This is a genomic window from uncultured Fluviicola sp., assembly GCF_902168135.1.
Lineage (GTDB): Bacteria > Bacteroidota > Bacteroidia > Flavobacteriales_D > Crocinitomicaceae > Fluviicola.
Genome location: NZ_CABHOL010000047.1, coordinates 1 through 15,727, shown reverse-complemented (window position 1 = coordinate 15,727; position 15,727 = coordinate 1). Strand labels below are relative to the sequence as shown.

Genomic DNA, 15,727 nt, shown 5'->3' with positions numbered 1-15,727 from the left:
TTGTTTACCCGTTCATAAAAACCATACCGCTGGTTCTGATTCCTGACAAAACGAGCATATTCAATAGGTAAGTGTCCGAGTGAATCTTTTCTTTCTTGTGAAAAACCATAAAGAGCCTGAAAAAGGGATAAGATGCCAATAGCAAACGGTAGAAAGAAAATCCGTTGAAACATATCATTAAATTGAAGTCTTCCCTAACCAGCGCAATACATTATCGTACCAAATTGCATCGGATTCTTTTTGTTCCAAAATTCCGACTTCTACCGCAAAATCGATAACTCTTCCCGGGTATGAATTTGCAACACCTTCCATTTCTCCCAAAGGATACGGATCATCCAGTCCTGCAACAATTTGAGAGGAACCAACCCTGATCTTCAGCAATTGAAGTGTATAAGAATCATGGACAAGGGTATCAAAGAACAAGTTGGGGTGACCTAAGCTGGCACGCGGATCCCTTGTTTCGGTGAACAGGTCCGGTCGCCCGTCAAATCCTTGTAACCTTCTTCCGTAATTTGCCTGGCCAAGCATACAGCCATGTGCAAAACAAGTACGGATATCCGGATATTTATTGACAAAATCCTTTAGTGCATACATGTGCAGCGTATCTGCCGTCTGCGCCATCATCCAAACCAGGTGGAAACGCCAATACATATCTTTCAGTGCAACCATTTTCTCACCGTCATAAGGGTGGATCTCAATTGCCAGTTTGTATTCATTTGCTAAATCGAACAAAGGCAGGGTTGAGTCGTCCACCACGGAAAGCCATTCGTTATCCTTGTTCAAAAAGTGGGTTGGCAGGCACAATAAATTCATATTGAGATCTTCTACACAGCGGCGAATCTCATTCAATGCGTCGTCCATGTATAAAGGCTGTACAACGAACCCGCTTGTAAATTTATCCGGGCGGCGTTCCTGTACGCTTGCATTGAAATCATTCTGCCAGCGGATTGCATCAAAAGCATCTTGTTTCGACCAACCGTTGCAGTAAACCTGCGAAAGGTTCAACATAACTCCATGATCAATGCTGTGTCTTTCCATCCATTCGATTTTCTCATCGAAAAAGAAACTTGGATCTGTAATTGGGCGGGCCCAATCATCCTGTCTCATGAATTTCTTATCGTCATCTATCCAAAACAACTTTTTCTCACGCATGAATTTCGGAATTTCCGAAGGTTCAGGCAGGATATGTCCGTGACCATTGATCTTTAGTTTCTGCATGTTTGATGGAATCTTTCCTTCAAATTTAGGAAAAAAGTAGGGGCAGAAAATTTTCTGCCCCTACTTTTTATATGCCAGATGCAATTACTTACTAATCACCAGCTGGTGGTATTTGACACCAAATTCACCCAGGATCTGCAAGGTATAATGTCCGTTAGCATAAGCAGATAAATCAATCATTTTGACATTTTCGAACTCATCGATCTCCATGTCGAAGATCAATTTTCCTTGTGCATCCATCATTTTCAATGTTGAATATGGTATGTCCGATACGATCTCAATGTTTCCAACGGATGGATTTGGATAGATAGACATGTTCCATTTCTCATGCTCACTGACTGATAAACACGGATCAACAATAATGGTACTTTGCGCAGTTCCCGAACAGCCATTTGCGTCCGTGTACATATAAGTAATCGGGAAACTTCCTGCACCGCTTACCGCCGGATTAAAATTCCCTGCAGTAACTCCGGTTCCGGAATATGTTCCTCCCGCCGGTGTTCCTCCGGTTAGAGCAAATGCAGGATTATAGGTACAAACCTGGCCTAAGTCTGCAAATCCAACTGTCGGATTTGAATTTACGGTAACAGTAACCTGGTCTGTTAACTCACATCCGTTTCCATCTGTTGCTGTTACAGTGTAAGTAGTTGTCCCTGTTGGCACGAAAGCAACGCCATCCTGGATTCCATTATCCCATCCTAAAGTCGGGGAGCCGGTTGAAACTCCTGTCAGAGTAATGGAATTACCCGAACAAACAGCCTGATCATCTCCTGCACTCACACTAAATGCCGCTGCTGTAATCGTGATCGGATCTGATGTTGAAGTACATCCTGCATTCGTAACCTGAACGGAATACGTTCCTGCTGATGTAACGGTGATAGCTGCTGTTGTTTCAGCAGTTGACCAGGTATTTCCCGAAGGATAAGACGAAGTCAGCGTTACAGTTCCTCCCGGACATAAAACTGCCGAACTTGGTGTGATTACCGGAGGTGTTGGTGCTCCCGGATCTGTTAAGCTTCCGGTGATCGTATTGGAAATACATCCTGCTCCACTTGTCAGAACAACTGTATATGACCCTGCACCCAAATTCGGGATTGTCGTTGGTAAAGATGCTATCGCTGCAGATCCGGAAGCTGTTCCGGACCATGAAACGGAACCCGAACCTGTTCCATTAACCGCAATTGATCCGGTTGTCGAACCGCAAGAAGCCGGATTTGTCAATGTTCCCAAGGTAATAGCCGGAGTTGGGTTTACCGTTACCGTTGTAGCTGAACTGGCAGCACTTTGACAATTGGAAGCGTTCGAAACCTGAACGATATAAGTTCCGGAAGTTGTTGCGGTTATGGACTGCGAGGTTGCTCCATTCGACCATAAATAAGAGTTACCGGCACTGGAAGTCAGGGTAACCGATCCGCCCGCACAGAATGTTGTTGAACCACCTGTGGTAATTGTCGGAGCAGCCGGAGTTGGGTTTACCGTTACCGTTGTAGCGGAACTTGCAGCACTTTGACAATTGGAAGCGTTCGAAACCTGAACGGTGTAAGTTCCGGAAGTTGTTGCGGTAATGGATTGGGTAGTAGCGCCATTCGACCATAAATAAGAGTTACCGGCACTGGAAGTCAGGGTAACCGATCCGCCCGCACAGAATGTCGTTGATCCGCCAGCCGTAATGGTTGGTGCCGCAGGAGTCGGATTAATAGTTACCGTAATGGAGTTACTATTCGGACTTTGGCAACCTCCACTGACTACTTTACAGGTATAAGTTCCTGCTGTCGTTACCGTAATTGATTGTGTGGTTGCTCCTGTTGACCATAAATACGAAGCTCCGGTAGTGGAAGTTAAAGTCACGGAACCACCGGAACAAAAAGTGGTCGCTCCGCCTGCAGAAATCGTTGGTGCCGATGGAGTCGGATTCACGGTGACTGTTGTTGCTGAACTCGCCGCACTTTGACAACCTGCCGCGCTGCTGACTTGAACAGTATAAGTACCTGCTGTAGTTGCAGTAATAGACTGACTGGTTGCCCCAGTTGACCATAAGTAGGAATTTCCTGCACTCGAAGTCAGTGTAACGGATCCACCCGAACAGAATGTTGTTGAACCACCTGTTGTAATTGTCGGAGCTGCCGGAACAGCGTTTACAGTTACGTAATTGGTCATTGTGGTTGTATTTGACCCGGAACCATTCGTAGCAGTTAATACTACGTTGTATGTTCCGGCAGTTGAATAAGTAACTGTTGGACTTTCAGCCGTTGAAGTGGAAGGTGTCCCACCTGGGAAAGACCAGGAATACGATGTCGGTGAACCGGTTGACGTATTTGTATAGGTAATACTTTGCCCGGCGCATACGGTACTTGAAACGGTTGTAAAGCTTGGAGTCGGAGGTGTTGATGCTGTTACTCCGGTTACATTGATGTTATCCACATACAAATTGTTCCCATAACCGGACAAGTTTTTGAACGCAATAATCACATTTGCCTGACCCACATAAGGCGTCAGGTCAATCGTTTCCGTCCGCCATTGAGCAGTTGTCGGAACGAATGCAGACGTGGTTGCAGATGCAGTTGCCAATGTCGTGTTTGACTTTGAGTAAACAGAAGTAAATGAACTCCCGCAATTTGTAGAGATCAAGACTTCCAAACCGTCAAAATTCGCACCATTATAAGGAGCATAAGCTACATCAAAAGTCATTTGAGCAGAAGAAAATCCTGTAAAAATAAGCGGCTTTATTCTTACTTCATCGTCATCTGCATCATTGTAGTCAAAGTTATTGAACCACATAGAATTTCCTGCAGTAGGTGCACAACCAACTGTTGTTGATCTTGCCCATGATGTAGGAGACGCATTATTATTGACTAGTGTCCATCCGGTTGGAACGAAAGGCGTTGTCGTAAATCCTTCATTCAAAGGTAAAGCTGTTGCTGTTGAAGCAACCACTGTTATATACCCATTCTTGGTTTCCGTATCCGATCCGTTTGCATTTGTAGCCACAAGCGTTACTGCGTATGTTCCTGCCGTGTTATAAGTAACTGTAGGGTTTACCGCAGTTGATGTTGATGGAGTTCCACCGGTGAAAGTCCAGGAATAAGACGTTGCAAAAGTGGATAAATTTGTAAATGTTATTGCAGACCCCTGACACACGGTTGTTTGCGCAGCTGAGAAATCTGCCACCGGCGGGCTAACAACTCCCAAACCATTCAATACGAAGTTATAGGTTCCTTCATCGCAGTCGTTCGTAGCAAAGGAAACATTCCCTGTAAAATTACCAGCCGCATTCGGAGAAAAGGTTACCGTAAAGGTAGTAGTAGCGCCCGGTGCAACAGTTGTTGTACCGAATCCTGTTCCAAGCGCAAAACCGGTTCCTGTAACCGTGATCGGGTTTGTCAATGTCAGGTTCGTGGTTCCTGTATTCGTAACGGTAAATGTTGCTGTTGAAGATCCTCCGGATTGCGTATTTGAATAAGTATAAAATCCGCCGTCAAGCACATCAGAACCAGCAGCTGTAACATTGATTTCTCCCGGAGTTGTTCCTTCAAATTTCACATTATCAATAAAGATGTTATTACCATTATTGGAAACTCCTCTGAAACGGAATCGGATATTGTCTGAAGCTGCCGAAACATAAGACATCAAATCAATGGTTTCTGTTCTCCAATCTCCCGCGACGGTAGGATAATATTCTCCCGCGGATAACGTTGCACTTTGATACAAAGGTTGTGCACCATTACCTGTTTTATTGTACACATTCGTCCATGTCGCTCCGCAATCAGTGGAAATTTGTACGATTAACTGGTCGTTGGACCCTGATAATCTTCTGCGGTATGCCACATCAAACTTAAGTGTTGCTGTGAGCGCATTACAAGGAAGCAGGAAAACCGGAGTATATAAATCCTCGTTCGAGGTAGAGCTATTCCCGAAACAAGGAATCTCAGCAATATTATTTACAAATGATCCTGTTGAAGAAATTCCGGAAGCCGGGGACCACTTGAAACAGTCACCATTTACGTTATCAACTCTCCATCTGGCATCCGGCGGAAAAGACTGACCTTCAAAATCCTGTGTGTAATTCGGCATGATACCGTTAGAAACCACAAAATCAATTCCCGAAGTATCATAAACGGTATAAGGATCTGCAACCCCATTGGGAAGTGTGGAATAAGCTCTAAAGGAATGTGTTCCCAACGCAGCAGTAAATGCGGGTAGAGCAACTGTTACTGTTGAATTAGGTGTCAGGTTACCTGTCCAGCTGAACGTTACCGGGGTTCCGTTATCAATTGAGTAAGAAATTGTTGCGGATGTCAGGTTATTGGATCCGCGGTTCTTTAACTGGACACTTGGAGTGATTGCTCCCACACAGTTATCTCCAACCGGTGCGAAAACGTCCGTTATGGATGCATCACTTGGATTTGGAGGAGTACAAGCATCCGAATTAATCAAAGAAACACGCATAGGAGATCCCTCTAATACCGCACGCATCCGTTGTTTTTGGTCATTGGTAAAAATACTCATACAGTCGTCATCCGTATAATCCATGTAATTTTCTACCATATCATTTCCCGGGTCCGGTGCATTCGTGCAGCTGTTGATGGTAGGGCAACCGTAATTTGGTCCCCCTGCCAAAGGAGTATCATTGCAGTAGTCATCAACTCCACAACCACCATCTCCCCAAATATGGCGTAATCCCAACCAGTGGCCTATTTCATGTGTTGCAGTTCGTCCTTCATTATATGGTCCGGGAAAACCTGTAACGGAACTTTTCCCGATTGAATTGTATAAAAAGACTACTCCATCAGTCGCTGCAGCTTGCGTTCCACACCCCATTCCTCCGATAGGAGATTGAGGAAACTGAGCATATCCCAAAATACCTCCACTGATATTACACAACCAGATATTCATGTATTTATCCGGCGACCAGCCTCTGGCAAAGCCCGCAACAACTGCAGGTGTACCGTTGTTATAGGTATAAGGTTTAATGGTTGCATCAATATAATTGGTTGCATACGGAGGTGCTGTAAAACCGGCTGTCGAGCGTGGAATCCTGTTTACTCCGTCTTCTCCGTTAGGGAACGCAGAACCATCCGGTCTTCTTTTTGCCAGACAAAATTCAATTTGGGTATCTGCACCTACCGGGTTTGTATTGTATCCATTGGTACCGAATATTCTTCTGAAATCTTCATTCAGCACATCGATTTGCGACTGGATTGCAGCATAAGATACATTTGTTCCCGTACCAACAGCTTCTCCGTTGTGGATCACGTGGACCACAACAGGAATTTGGTAAACACCTCCGATAATTTTACCGGACGCCATGTTTGCAGTCATTTCAGACTGGATCCATTGTTCAAATTGTTGTGTTGATTCTAATTCCGGGTGGTTTGCATGCAGGATAGCATCTTGTTCATCTGTGTAGCACCTAACAATTCCGTTTGTTTGAGCGGATACTCCATTAAAGAGCATCGAAAAAAACAAACATGCGAAGAGGGCACGTAGTTTTACTCCGTTAGTTTTCATAAAAGCAGTTTTCATTTTTTGAACGAATACTCTTAATCCTTGATGGAAATAATTGATTTAGAGCACTCAATTCTAGTTTTAGCGAACCAATGATACTAAAAAAAAATGATTACAGGGGTTGTAAAGTTTAAATTTTAACATTGACTTATCAACAATGTTTTAATTCATTCAAACATATCTCCGAGCATATTTTCGCCTGCTTTTCCCACAAAAGGAACGGTTTTCTTTTGACCCTGAACAGCCGAAATCAATCCTAACAGCCAACAAATAAAAAGAGTGAAGGATAAAATATTGATTACAAAAAGTCCGAAATACGGAACAAAGAAAAAGATGGTATCAACAATGCTTACAGCCGCTCCAAGCAACATTAAAAGAAGCATTTGGCGCAAATGAAAAGCAGCAAATTTCCTTTCTTCACCTTCCAAAGATGAAACCCTGACAAGTGCAATAATCCAACCGATCAAGGTACAATAAGCTACTATTGCAACTGTTTTATTAAGCGATTTCGAATTCATGTCAATATACAGTCACATGAATATACGACCTAAAATTATAAAATTAGTTACAAAATTCGCAGATGATCAGTTTAATCGAGCGATTTTCACATTTATTCACCAAAGATGGAAGCTACAAACTCTTCTTTACGGAAGACCTGGAGATCTTCAATTCCTTCTCCAACACCGATAAAGCGTACAGGAATACTCATTTGATCTGAAATCCCGATTACAACTCCGCCTTTTGCTGTTCCGTCGAGTTTGGTTATGATCAAACCTGTCAAAGAGGTTGCCAATGCGAATTGTTTTGCCTGTTCGAATGCATTTTGTCCGGTAGAACCATCCAGCACCAACAAGATTTCGTGAGGGGCATCCGGAACAACTTTCTCCATTACGCGTTTGATCTTTGAAAGCTCATTCATCAGGTTTACCTTGTTGTGTAATCGTCCTGCCGTATCAATAATAACAACATCCGCTCCCTGAGCCTTTGCCGAGCTTAGCGCATCAAAAGCAACAGATGCCGGATCAGCTCCCATTCCCTGCTGAACAATCGGAACACCAACGCGCTCTGACCAGATAATCAATTGATCTACTGCAGCAGCACGGAATGTATCAGCAGCTCCCAAAACAACTTTCTTACCTGCCTTCTTGAATTGGTTTGCCAGCTTTCCGATAGAAGTAGTCTTCCCTACTCCATTGACGCCCACAACCATAATTACATGCGGATTTCCGTCATGGCTCGGGATATTATACTCGCTTGGTCCGTTATTATCATTTTCAGACAATAACGAAGCAATTTCTTCTTTGAGGACTTTGTTCAGTTCATCCGTACCAACATATTTATCCCTTGAAACGCGCTCGTTGATTCGATCAATAATTTTCAGAGTTGTATTTACCCCGACATCGGAGCTGATAAGGATCTCTTCCAATTCGTCGAGAACTTCGTCATCAACTCTTGATTTTCCTACCAGGGAACGCGTTAACTTACCGAAAAAACTTTCCTTTGTTTTTTCAAGTCCTTTATCAAGTGTTTCTTTGTTTTCCTTCGAAAACCAACCAAATAATGCCATAGTCCAAAATTACAAAAAAAACCCCTCCGCGACGGCGAAGAGGTTTTAAAACAATATCGAGTTTACAACTTAAAGAATCTGATTATTTGCTGAACCAGTCTTTTACTTTATCGTTGTGTACGATTTCTTCTTTGAATGTGAAAGAACCGGTTTTAGACTTAACCATCTTGATCACTTTCGTATGCTCTTTTCCTCCACCTTTTTGTAGGGATGCTACTACTTTCTTAGCCATGACTTAATGTTTTATATTTTTTTAATCTGAAGTTATTCCCACCTATCGGTGGCCATCAAATCGATCCGCCTCGGCGGATCTCTTACTTAATCTCTTTATGAACTGTATAACGCTTCAAGATCGGGTTGAATTTTTTAATCTCCAAACGATCAGGAGTGTTTTTACGATTTTTCATCGTAATGTAACGGGACGTTCCCGCCATTCCAGACTCTTTGTGCTCAGTACACTCTAAAATAACCTGGATTCTATTTCCTTTTGCTTTCTTAGCCATTTTAATTCAATTTGATTGGTTACCCAACCTATGGTTGGAAAAATCGTCAGCCGCAGCTGACCCTTACTTTAAAAAACCTTTTTCACGTGCTTCTTTCAAACACGCAGAAATACCTTTCTTATTAATTGTTCTTAAAGCTGCAGCAGAGATCTTTAATGTAACATACATATCGTCTTCTGGTACGTAGAACTTCTTAGTTAACAAGTTCGGGTAAAACTTGCGTTTTGTTTTGCGGTTTGAGTGAGAAACGTTGTTCCCTACCATTACCGACTTTCCTGTGATTTGACAAACTCGTGACATTGTATTTTATTTTTCCTTATTCTAAAAGCGGGTGCAAAGAAAAGCAAATTCTAACAATTAAGCAACATTAACTTTGCTTTTTTTCAATATTTATTCCCAAAATCTCGCAACGTAATAAGTTTAAAGCTGTAAGCACCGTCATTTGCACTGTTCTTTGACGATCCGTTCCGAATAAAAATTTCCGGGATATTTTTCGATCCGGGCCATCTATTGCTATCCAAACCGTGCCCACCGGTTTCTCATCACTGCCGCCAAGCGGCCCGGCTATTCCTGAAACAGAAACACACCAATCCACATCCAGCACTTTCTTTCCTCCGGCAGCCATTTCCAATACTGTTTCTTCCGATACAGCTCCGAAATCTTCCAGGGTTTGACCACTAACTCCGGCCAACTTCATTTTCAGGTCATTGCTATAGGTAATTAGTCCTCCGAGCACATAGGAAGATGACCCTGAAATACCGGTCAAAGCCGCCATAATACTTCCGCCGGTACAACTTTCAACAGTCCCAACGGTCGCTCCTTTTTGCAGCAATAACTTTCCAACGACTTCAGGCAATGTATCCTCTTCTTCTCCAAATAAATAACCGGGAATCATTTTTTTAAGCTCCTCTCCGTAGGACGCAACCCGATCCTGGTCCCCGGAAGCGGAACTGATACGAAGCTTCACCATTCCGGGAGAAGGCAGATATGCCAGGTCCAGTCCTTCGGAACGCAGCCGGTTTTCCCAATCGCTTATCTTTTCGGCCAGGAAAGACTCCCCTATCCCCTGCGTTAAATAAGTCCGCTGGACCAACTTCCTGAGCGGATATTTATTCGTTAAACGCGGGACCACATGGGTTTCCATCAGGTATTTCATTTCATAGGGAACTCCCGGCATAGAGACAAATATGGTATCCTCTTTTTCAAACAACATTCCGGGAGCGGTCCCCTGCTCATTAAATAAGACCTCACATGCTTCGGGAACCATTGCCTGCATCTTATTAACTTCCAGCATCGGACGGTTTCTCTTTGTAAAAAATGATTCCACATGATCCAGGACTTTCTGGTCCAAAACCAGTTTGGTATCAAAGTAAGCACAAAGAACCTGTTTGGTGATATCGTCTTTTGTAGGTCCCAAACCTCCGGTGATCAAAACTACCTGGCTTCTCTTGTGAGCATCCGTCAAAGCACCCGTAATTGCTTCCCAGGTATCCGAGATAGTTGCAACATAAGAAACCTTCATCCCCTCGAGTGCCAGTCGAGACCCCATCCATGAAGCATTTGTATTAATTGTCTGTCCGATCAACAATTCATCTCCGATAGAAATTATTTCAACATTAATCATGGTACTGTTTTTGAGCTGAGACAAAATTATTCTTAAGTTTGAACATAAAAAATTATCCCATGAGAAAATTCACACGAATCCTCGCTTTAGGCAGTATAATTGTCGGTTTACAGGCTTGTGAAACAGTAAAAGAAGCTGCCGGAGCATTAAACACCGGAACAAACACAACCCCGGCACTTACAAATGCAGAAGTGATTTCCGGTTTGAAAGAAGCGCTCACGGTAGGCATTCAAAATTCGGTGAATTTAACTTCAGTAACGGATGGTTTTCTGAAAAACGATGCCATTCGCCTGCCTTTCCCTCCTGATGCTTTAAAAGTACGCCAGAAGGCAATGGACTGGGGACTTAGCGGACAAGTAGAAAAGTTTGAAACAACACTCAACAGAGCTGCCGAAGAGGCTACCAAAGAAGCACTTCCTATTTTCAAGGATGCAATCCTGAATATGAGTATCTCGGACGGATTTAGTATTCTAAACGGCGGTGACGGAGCTGCAACGCGTTTCCTGAAAGACAACACGACTTCCAAGTTAGTAGCAGCCTTTTCTCCAAAAGTGAAAGATGCTATTTCTAAAGTAAAGCTAACGGAATACTGGAACCCGATCATTACCAAATACAACAGCGCGATGAGTTTGACCGGAGGAGAGAAAATCAATCCGGACCTGAACCAATACATCACTGAAAGAGCGATTTCCGGGTTATTCCAAATGGTGGAAAAGGAAGAAAATAAAATTCGTAAAGATCCTGCCGCACGCGTAACAGATTTGCTTACTAAGGTATTCGGAAGCATCAAAAAATAATGGACAATGGAATAATGGATAATTGAAAAGAAGTACAAACAATGCTTTCAATAAAACACTGAAGCAGATCCATGCAATTTACTTCCCAATTTTTTCATTAACTTTTACATTTTAAAATTTTCAACTTTCCATTAAATGAAGTATCCTGCATCAGAACTGGTATTAGATTCCAAAGGACATATCTACCATTTGGGAGTATCTCCCCAAGATATTGCTGCGACTATTTTATTGGTAGGTGACCAGGACCGTGTTGCGTCTATTTCTGCTTTCTTTGATGAAATTACTCATCAGTCCAAACACCGTGAGTTTGTTTGTCATACCGGAACTTATAAAGGAAAAAGAATTACCGCCCTTTCAACCGGAATCGGAACGGATAACATTGATATTGTAATCAATGAATTGGATGCACTGGTAAATATCGACCTGGAAAACCGGGAAAATAAAAAAGAGCTTACTTCATTGAATTTAATACGGATCGGCACCTGCGGGATCCTGCAGGCAGATATTGATGTGCACAGTTACATCCTTTCTACTCATGCGGTTGGAATCGACAATGTGGCCCACTTTTACCCCATTGAATTCAATCCTGAAGAAAAGTCCATTGCACAAGCCCTGGATACTTTTGTAGGATTCCCTGAAGAGGTTATCCCATATTGTTCGGAAAGTTCACCTGCTTGGGTCCGAAAACTGGATGGAGAAAAAGTACGAAGAGGAATTACTGTTACAAGTTCGGGATTTTATGCTCCGCAAGGAAGATCACTTCGTCTTGGTACCAGGACTTCGGAAGTCAATGAAAAACTGGAACAATTTTCTTTTGAAAATCACCGGGTAGTGAATTTTGAAATGGAAAGCTCCGCTCTTTTCGCTTTAGGCAAAGCCATGGGCCACCAATGCATTACCATCTGCCTGGGAATTGCAAATCGACCGCGCATGGAATTCAGCAAAGGCTACGAATCCGAAATGAACGGATTAATTCAATATGTATTAGACCGAATCTAGGGATTATTCCGCAGGATACTTGGCCTCGTATTCTTCAGGAGTGAGGTTATCACCACTTTCATCATCACGGATCAATACATCGAATGTCTTTTCGTGTACCGTTAAATTCAACTTAACAACAGTTGCACTGCCAACATGCTGAACCACCTGGAACCAGTAAAATCCATTCCCCTTATTCAGTAAATCTTTACTCATTTTCAATGAAATGGATTGATTCTTCGCTTCGGCACTTGCCTTCAGATCTTTGACGACTTTCAGGTTCTGCACAATATCATATGCTTTATATTCAGGTGTACTTTGATCTACTCCAACAGCTGCTTTTTCTTCTTCTTTAGCACCGCAGGAAACTATTCCGCTCAGTAAAAACAAAGCAATAACTGCTCCAACCAGGTATTTCATCTTTCATTAATTTGTCTGCAAAATAGGGAATATATTTCTAATATCAGCCATAAAAATAGTGGGCGCACAATGAATCGCGCGCCCACTCCTACCTATTAAAAACTATTTTATTGCTTCACCAATGAATATACTTTGGAACCGTTCTTAACGATGTAAACACCGGCTCTCAATGAAGAAATATCCAGCACCAATGATCCGTCTCCCTGTTTATAGGAAGAAACATTCATGCGGATATCCTGTCCCATTGCATTCAACAATTTAAATGTGCTCAAAGAAACAATATCACCTTTCAAAGTTACAAGACCGGTTGCCGGATTCGGGAAGATCACCAAATCCCCCATTCCAATACCATCAATGTAAACAGATTCCATTTCGTGAACGCGTTCCTGTCCGTTAAAATCAACTTGTCTTAAACGGTAATAAGAAATCCCGTTTAACGGCATATTATCAACATCCGTATAGTCATTCGGTGTTTCGGAATTACCCGCACCATCAACGGTTGCAATTGCCTCCCAGCCATCTTCACCACTAATGGATCTCTCAATTACAAAGTAATCGTTGTTTTGCTCGGAACTTGTTTCCCAGTTTAATCTAACAACATTATTATTTAATGCAGTTGCTTCAAAGCTTACTAATCCGACAGGCATTGAAGTTCCACAGTTAACAGTAATACATTGCGGTTGTGTATAAGTACATCCGAAATTATCCGTTACACTGTATGTAAAACAAGGAGTTCCCTGGTTCGTTGGTGTTACGTTCGCTGTTGTTGCACCCGTACTTGAAAGCGTTGTTGCAGCTACCCACCCCTGGGAAACAATTGTTGGTGTAAATGAAGAAGCAGATAGAAGAGCAGCATTGAAATTGATATCCCAGTCAAAAATATAGCCATTATCAAAACCGGTATTATCGGTTACAACGATAGTCCAATCCCCGTTTAAAGGACACCCAACCAAATTGGCAAAACCTTCCATTGGTGTATATGTTCCGGCAGGAATGTAAGTATCCGTATACGTTCCTGGACCATCTCCATCCGGAAAGGTCCCCCCGGATACAGAAGCACTGGCCCATGCAGTACCTCCAGTCATTGAAAAACAATACGTGGAACCTACCCCTGGTGTAATTGTTGATGAACTTCCATCTACTGTCCCTTCTGACCAAGGAATGCCTAAATTTGCAGAACCAGTTCCCGAAGGAAAAGTGATCAAACTGGTAGATTGTCCATTCGGACATTGAATTTCTATCGATAAATCCCCGGAATAAGAGTGTTCCATATTCAAACAAATATTGGTGATATCCGCAGCTGTAGCTACAGTTGCACTCGGACTATAACAATTCGTTGTAATTGAAGTTGAGTAAGAAACCCCGGACCCATCAGGCAAAAAAGTGGTACCGGAAACAGGAGGTGTACAGTTAATGACATAGGGAGTCATTGTCACATTCGCAGCTAAAGCCGATGTTTGATTTGTACATAAGGTTGCAGGCGTTGCAGAAGTACTGATCGTTGGTGTAGTCGAAACCTGGATATTCCTGTTAATCGAATTCGTATTTGTACATCCGTCCGGATCGGTTATAATGAGGTTTGCCAGGTAACTCCCCACAGCCGGATAAGTGTAATTGATGTTGGCGCCATTTACGATTACACCATTCCCCATGTTCCAGGCATAAGTTGCGCCTGTTCCGGAAGTTCCGAATGTACCGCTCCCTACCAGGTTAATACTCTGCCCCTGACAAATTCGGATAATACCGTCGCCTCCCGGAGCTTCGTTCGAACTTACCCAGTTAGACGTGATCGTTTGACAAGAGAAAATACATGAAATATCTGCAGACCATCCGGCATCTACACTGGATCCGTCAGAGGTAAACCTGAATGTTAAACAGCCGGTTGCATTTCCAACAGATGCAGCAATCGTACCCGGATTGGTCGATCCGGTATACGTTCCCAAAAGAGCTGCCCCAGTTGAGTTTCCATCATAAACATATAGATAATCAAAATCAAGTTCGGTTGCAAAGGCTGTGAATACTGCCTGAACTCTTGCACCAGCAGTCGAAGGACAAATCGTATACGTAAAGTCAGAGTTATCAGCATAATCAGAATTACCACCCGGATCAAGAAAAGTAGTTCCGCAAGTGCTTGTATTTCCGTTCGTCATAGTGATTGAACCAGATGAAACCGTTGATGTAACACAAATAGTCCCGTTCATATCATTATTGTTGTCATTATTTGTCCGAATGATTCGGATGTAATAGGTATTTCCCACCACTGTCGGAACATTTAATGTTTCAGTACCCTGAGTTGCAACAGCATCAGCACATGCCAATAAGCTTGCTGCAGCGCAACTGGAATAAACAGCTACCGCCATAGTTCTGTTGGTATTTGTACAGTTCACATTAGATGTTGCAGATGTTGCCACAAAGGAAAACCACCCGTCACGAAAATTGGCTGATGCACACCCGGGATTGGCAATTCCTGATGTAGTCCATAATGATTGAACATTCCAGTTTGAAGTTACACAGGATGTTCCAACCGTTAAAGCAGGAGCGGTAGCGCATTCATCCGATTGAGACCAGGAAATTTGAGCGTTAAAAGCCAGGAATAACCCTATTAAGGTTATTTTGTGTAGTTGCAGTAATATATTTTTCATGATCTAGTTTCTGGTAACGGGTTTTATAACCATAATATAGTCCGTATTGTCGACGCGGTAAACTTGAGTTCTATCTGAAAAGTAATCAATGTAATAAGCCAGAGGATTAAACTCATTCAGATTAAAATTCAAAAAATTTGCGCCTTGGATTTCAGGATTCAATTTTGTCATCAGTGGCACAGATGACAAAAGAGCATACTTTTCATCAGTTGTAGCGGCAGTTACGATATAATCTATCCGTTCATTTATAATCTTAGCATAAACAGCCGGCAATTCCGGGTTCTGAAGCAGAAAATTGCTTCCATAAACATCATTTAACCTACCAGTGACCTGTTCAAGAGTTAACTGCTGAGTAACAGTTTGTCCGTAGGAAAAAGAGAAAAGCTGTAATAAAATCAGGGTGAGAGATCCCCTTAGTAGTAGTTTCATAAAAAGTAATAATAGTTCTATAACGGGTTAAAATTAAAGTAAAT

13 protein-coding genes are annotated in these 15,727 nt (G+C 42.6%); 2 read left to right on the top strand and 11 right to left on the bottom strand.

All coding sequences use genetic code 11. From position 1 onward, the window contains the following. Positions 1-177: 177 nt before the first annotated feature. The 8 genes from QZT69_RS15940 to QZT69_RS15905 form a co-directional block, all read right to left on the bottom strand. A complete protein-coding gene (locus QZT69_RS15940; protein WP_294677136.1) occupies positions 178-1,218 on the bottom strand; it encodes an amidohydrolase family protein in 1,041 nt (346 codons plus the stop codon). Between the two features lie 84 nt (positions 1,219-1,302). Next, positions 1,303-6,726, bottom strand: a complete 5,424-nt coding sequence (locus QZT69_RS15935; RefSeq protein ID WP_294677135.1) for a PKD domain-containing protein — start codon at positions 6,724-6,726, stop codon at positions 1,303-1,305. Positions 6,727-6,890: 164 nt separating this feature from the next. After that, complete coding sequence (locus tag QZT69_RS15930; protein ID WP_294677134.1) at positions 6,891-7,241, bottom strand: hypothetical protein; 351 nt, start codon at positions 7,239-7,241, stop codon at positions 6,891-6,893. Positions 7,242-7,333: 92 nt separating this feature from the next. Further along, a complete protein-coding gene (ftsY, locus tag QZT69_RS15925; RefSeq protein WP_294677133.1) occupies positions 7,334-8,290 on the bottom strand; it encodes a signal recognition particle-docking protein FtsY in 957 nt (318 codons plus the stop codon). 82 nt (positions 8,291-8,372) lie between these two features. Next, complete coding sequence (locus QZT69_RS15920) at positions 8,373-8,522, bottom strand: DUF4295 domain-containing protein (RefSeq protein WP_294677132.1); 150 nt, start codon at positions 8,520-8,522, stop codon at positions 8,373-8,375. 82 nt (positions 8,523-8,604) lie between these two features. Then, the gene (gene rpmG / locus QZT69_RS15915) at positions 8,605-8,793 is read right to left on the bottom strand and encodes a 50S ribosomal protein L33 (RefSeq protein ID WP_294677131.1); all 189 of its coding nucleotides are present in this window, start codon (positions 8,791-8,793) and stop codon (positions 8,605-8,607) included. 63 nt (positions 8,794-8,856) lie between these two features. Further along, positions 8,857-9,093 carry a 50S ribosomal protein L28 gene (gene rpmB / locus QZT69_RS15910; protein ID WP_294677130.1) on the bottom strand — a complete coding sequence of 79 codons (237 nt, stop codon included), beginning with the start codon at positions 9,091-9,093 and terminating at the stop codon, positions 8,857-8,859. A 67-nt stretch (positions 9,094-9,160) separates the two neighbouring features. Next, the gene (locus QZT69_RS15905; RefSeq protein ID WP_294677129.1) at positions 9,161-10,417 is read right to left on the bottom strand and encodes a competence/damage-inducible protein A; all 1,257 of its coding nucleotides are present in this window, start codon (positions 10,415-10,417) and stop codon (positions 9,161-9,163) included. Positions 10,418-10,476: 59 nt separating this feature from the next. Here QZT69_RS15905 and QZT69_RS15900 point away from each other — a divergent pair, with 59 nt between their 5' ends. Further along, positions 10,477-11,214 (top strand): DUF4197 domain-containing protein, encoded by a 738-nt coding sequence (locus tag QZT69_RS15900; RefSeq protein WP_294677128.1) that lies wholly within the window; start codon positions 10,477-10,479, stop codon positions 11,212-11,214. Between the two features lie 135 nt (positions 11,215-11,349). Beyond that, a complete protein-coding gene (locus QZT69_RS15895; RefSeq protein ID WP_294677127.1) occupies positions 11,350-12,213 on the top strand; it encodes a nucleoside phosphorylase in 864 nt (287 codons plus the stop codon). Between the two features lie 3 nt (positions 12,214-12,216). Here the strand turns inward: QZT69_RS15895 and QZT69_RS15890 are convergent, their stop codons facing one another. From QZT69_RS15890 to QZT69_RS15880, 3 genes are all read right to left on the bottom strand, one after another. After that, positions 12,217-12,612 carry a hypothetical protein gene (locus tag QZT69_RS15890; protein ID WP_294677126.1) on the bottom strand — a complete coding sequence of 132 codons (396 nt, stop codon included), beginning with the start codon at positions 12,610-12,612 and terminating at the stop codon, positions 12,217-12,219. 107 nt (positions 12,613-12,719) lie between these two features. Then, on the bottom strand, positions 12,720-15,254 hold the full coding sequence (locus QZT69_RS15885; RefSeq protein WP_294677125.1) for a PKD domain-containing protein: 2,535 nt from the start codon (positions 15,252-15,254) through the stop codon (positions 12,720-12,722). A gap of 3 nt (positions 15,255-15,257) precedes the next feature. Continuing rightward, complete coding sequence (locus tag QZT69_RS15880; protein WP_294677124.1) at positions 15,258-15,683, bottom strand: hypothetical protein; 426 nt, start codon at positions 15,681-15,683, stop codon at positions 15,258-15,260. Between the last annotated feature and the right edge of the window lie 44 nt (positions 15,684-15,727).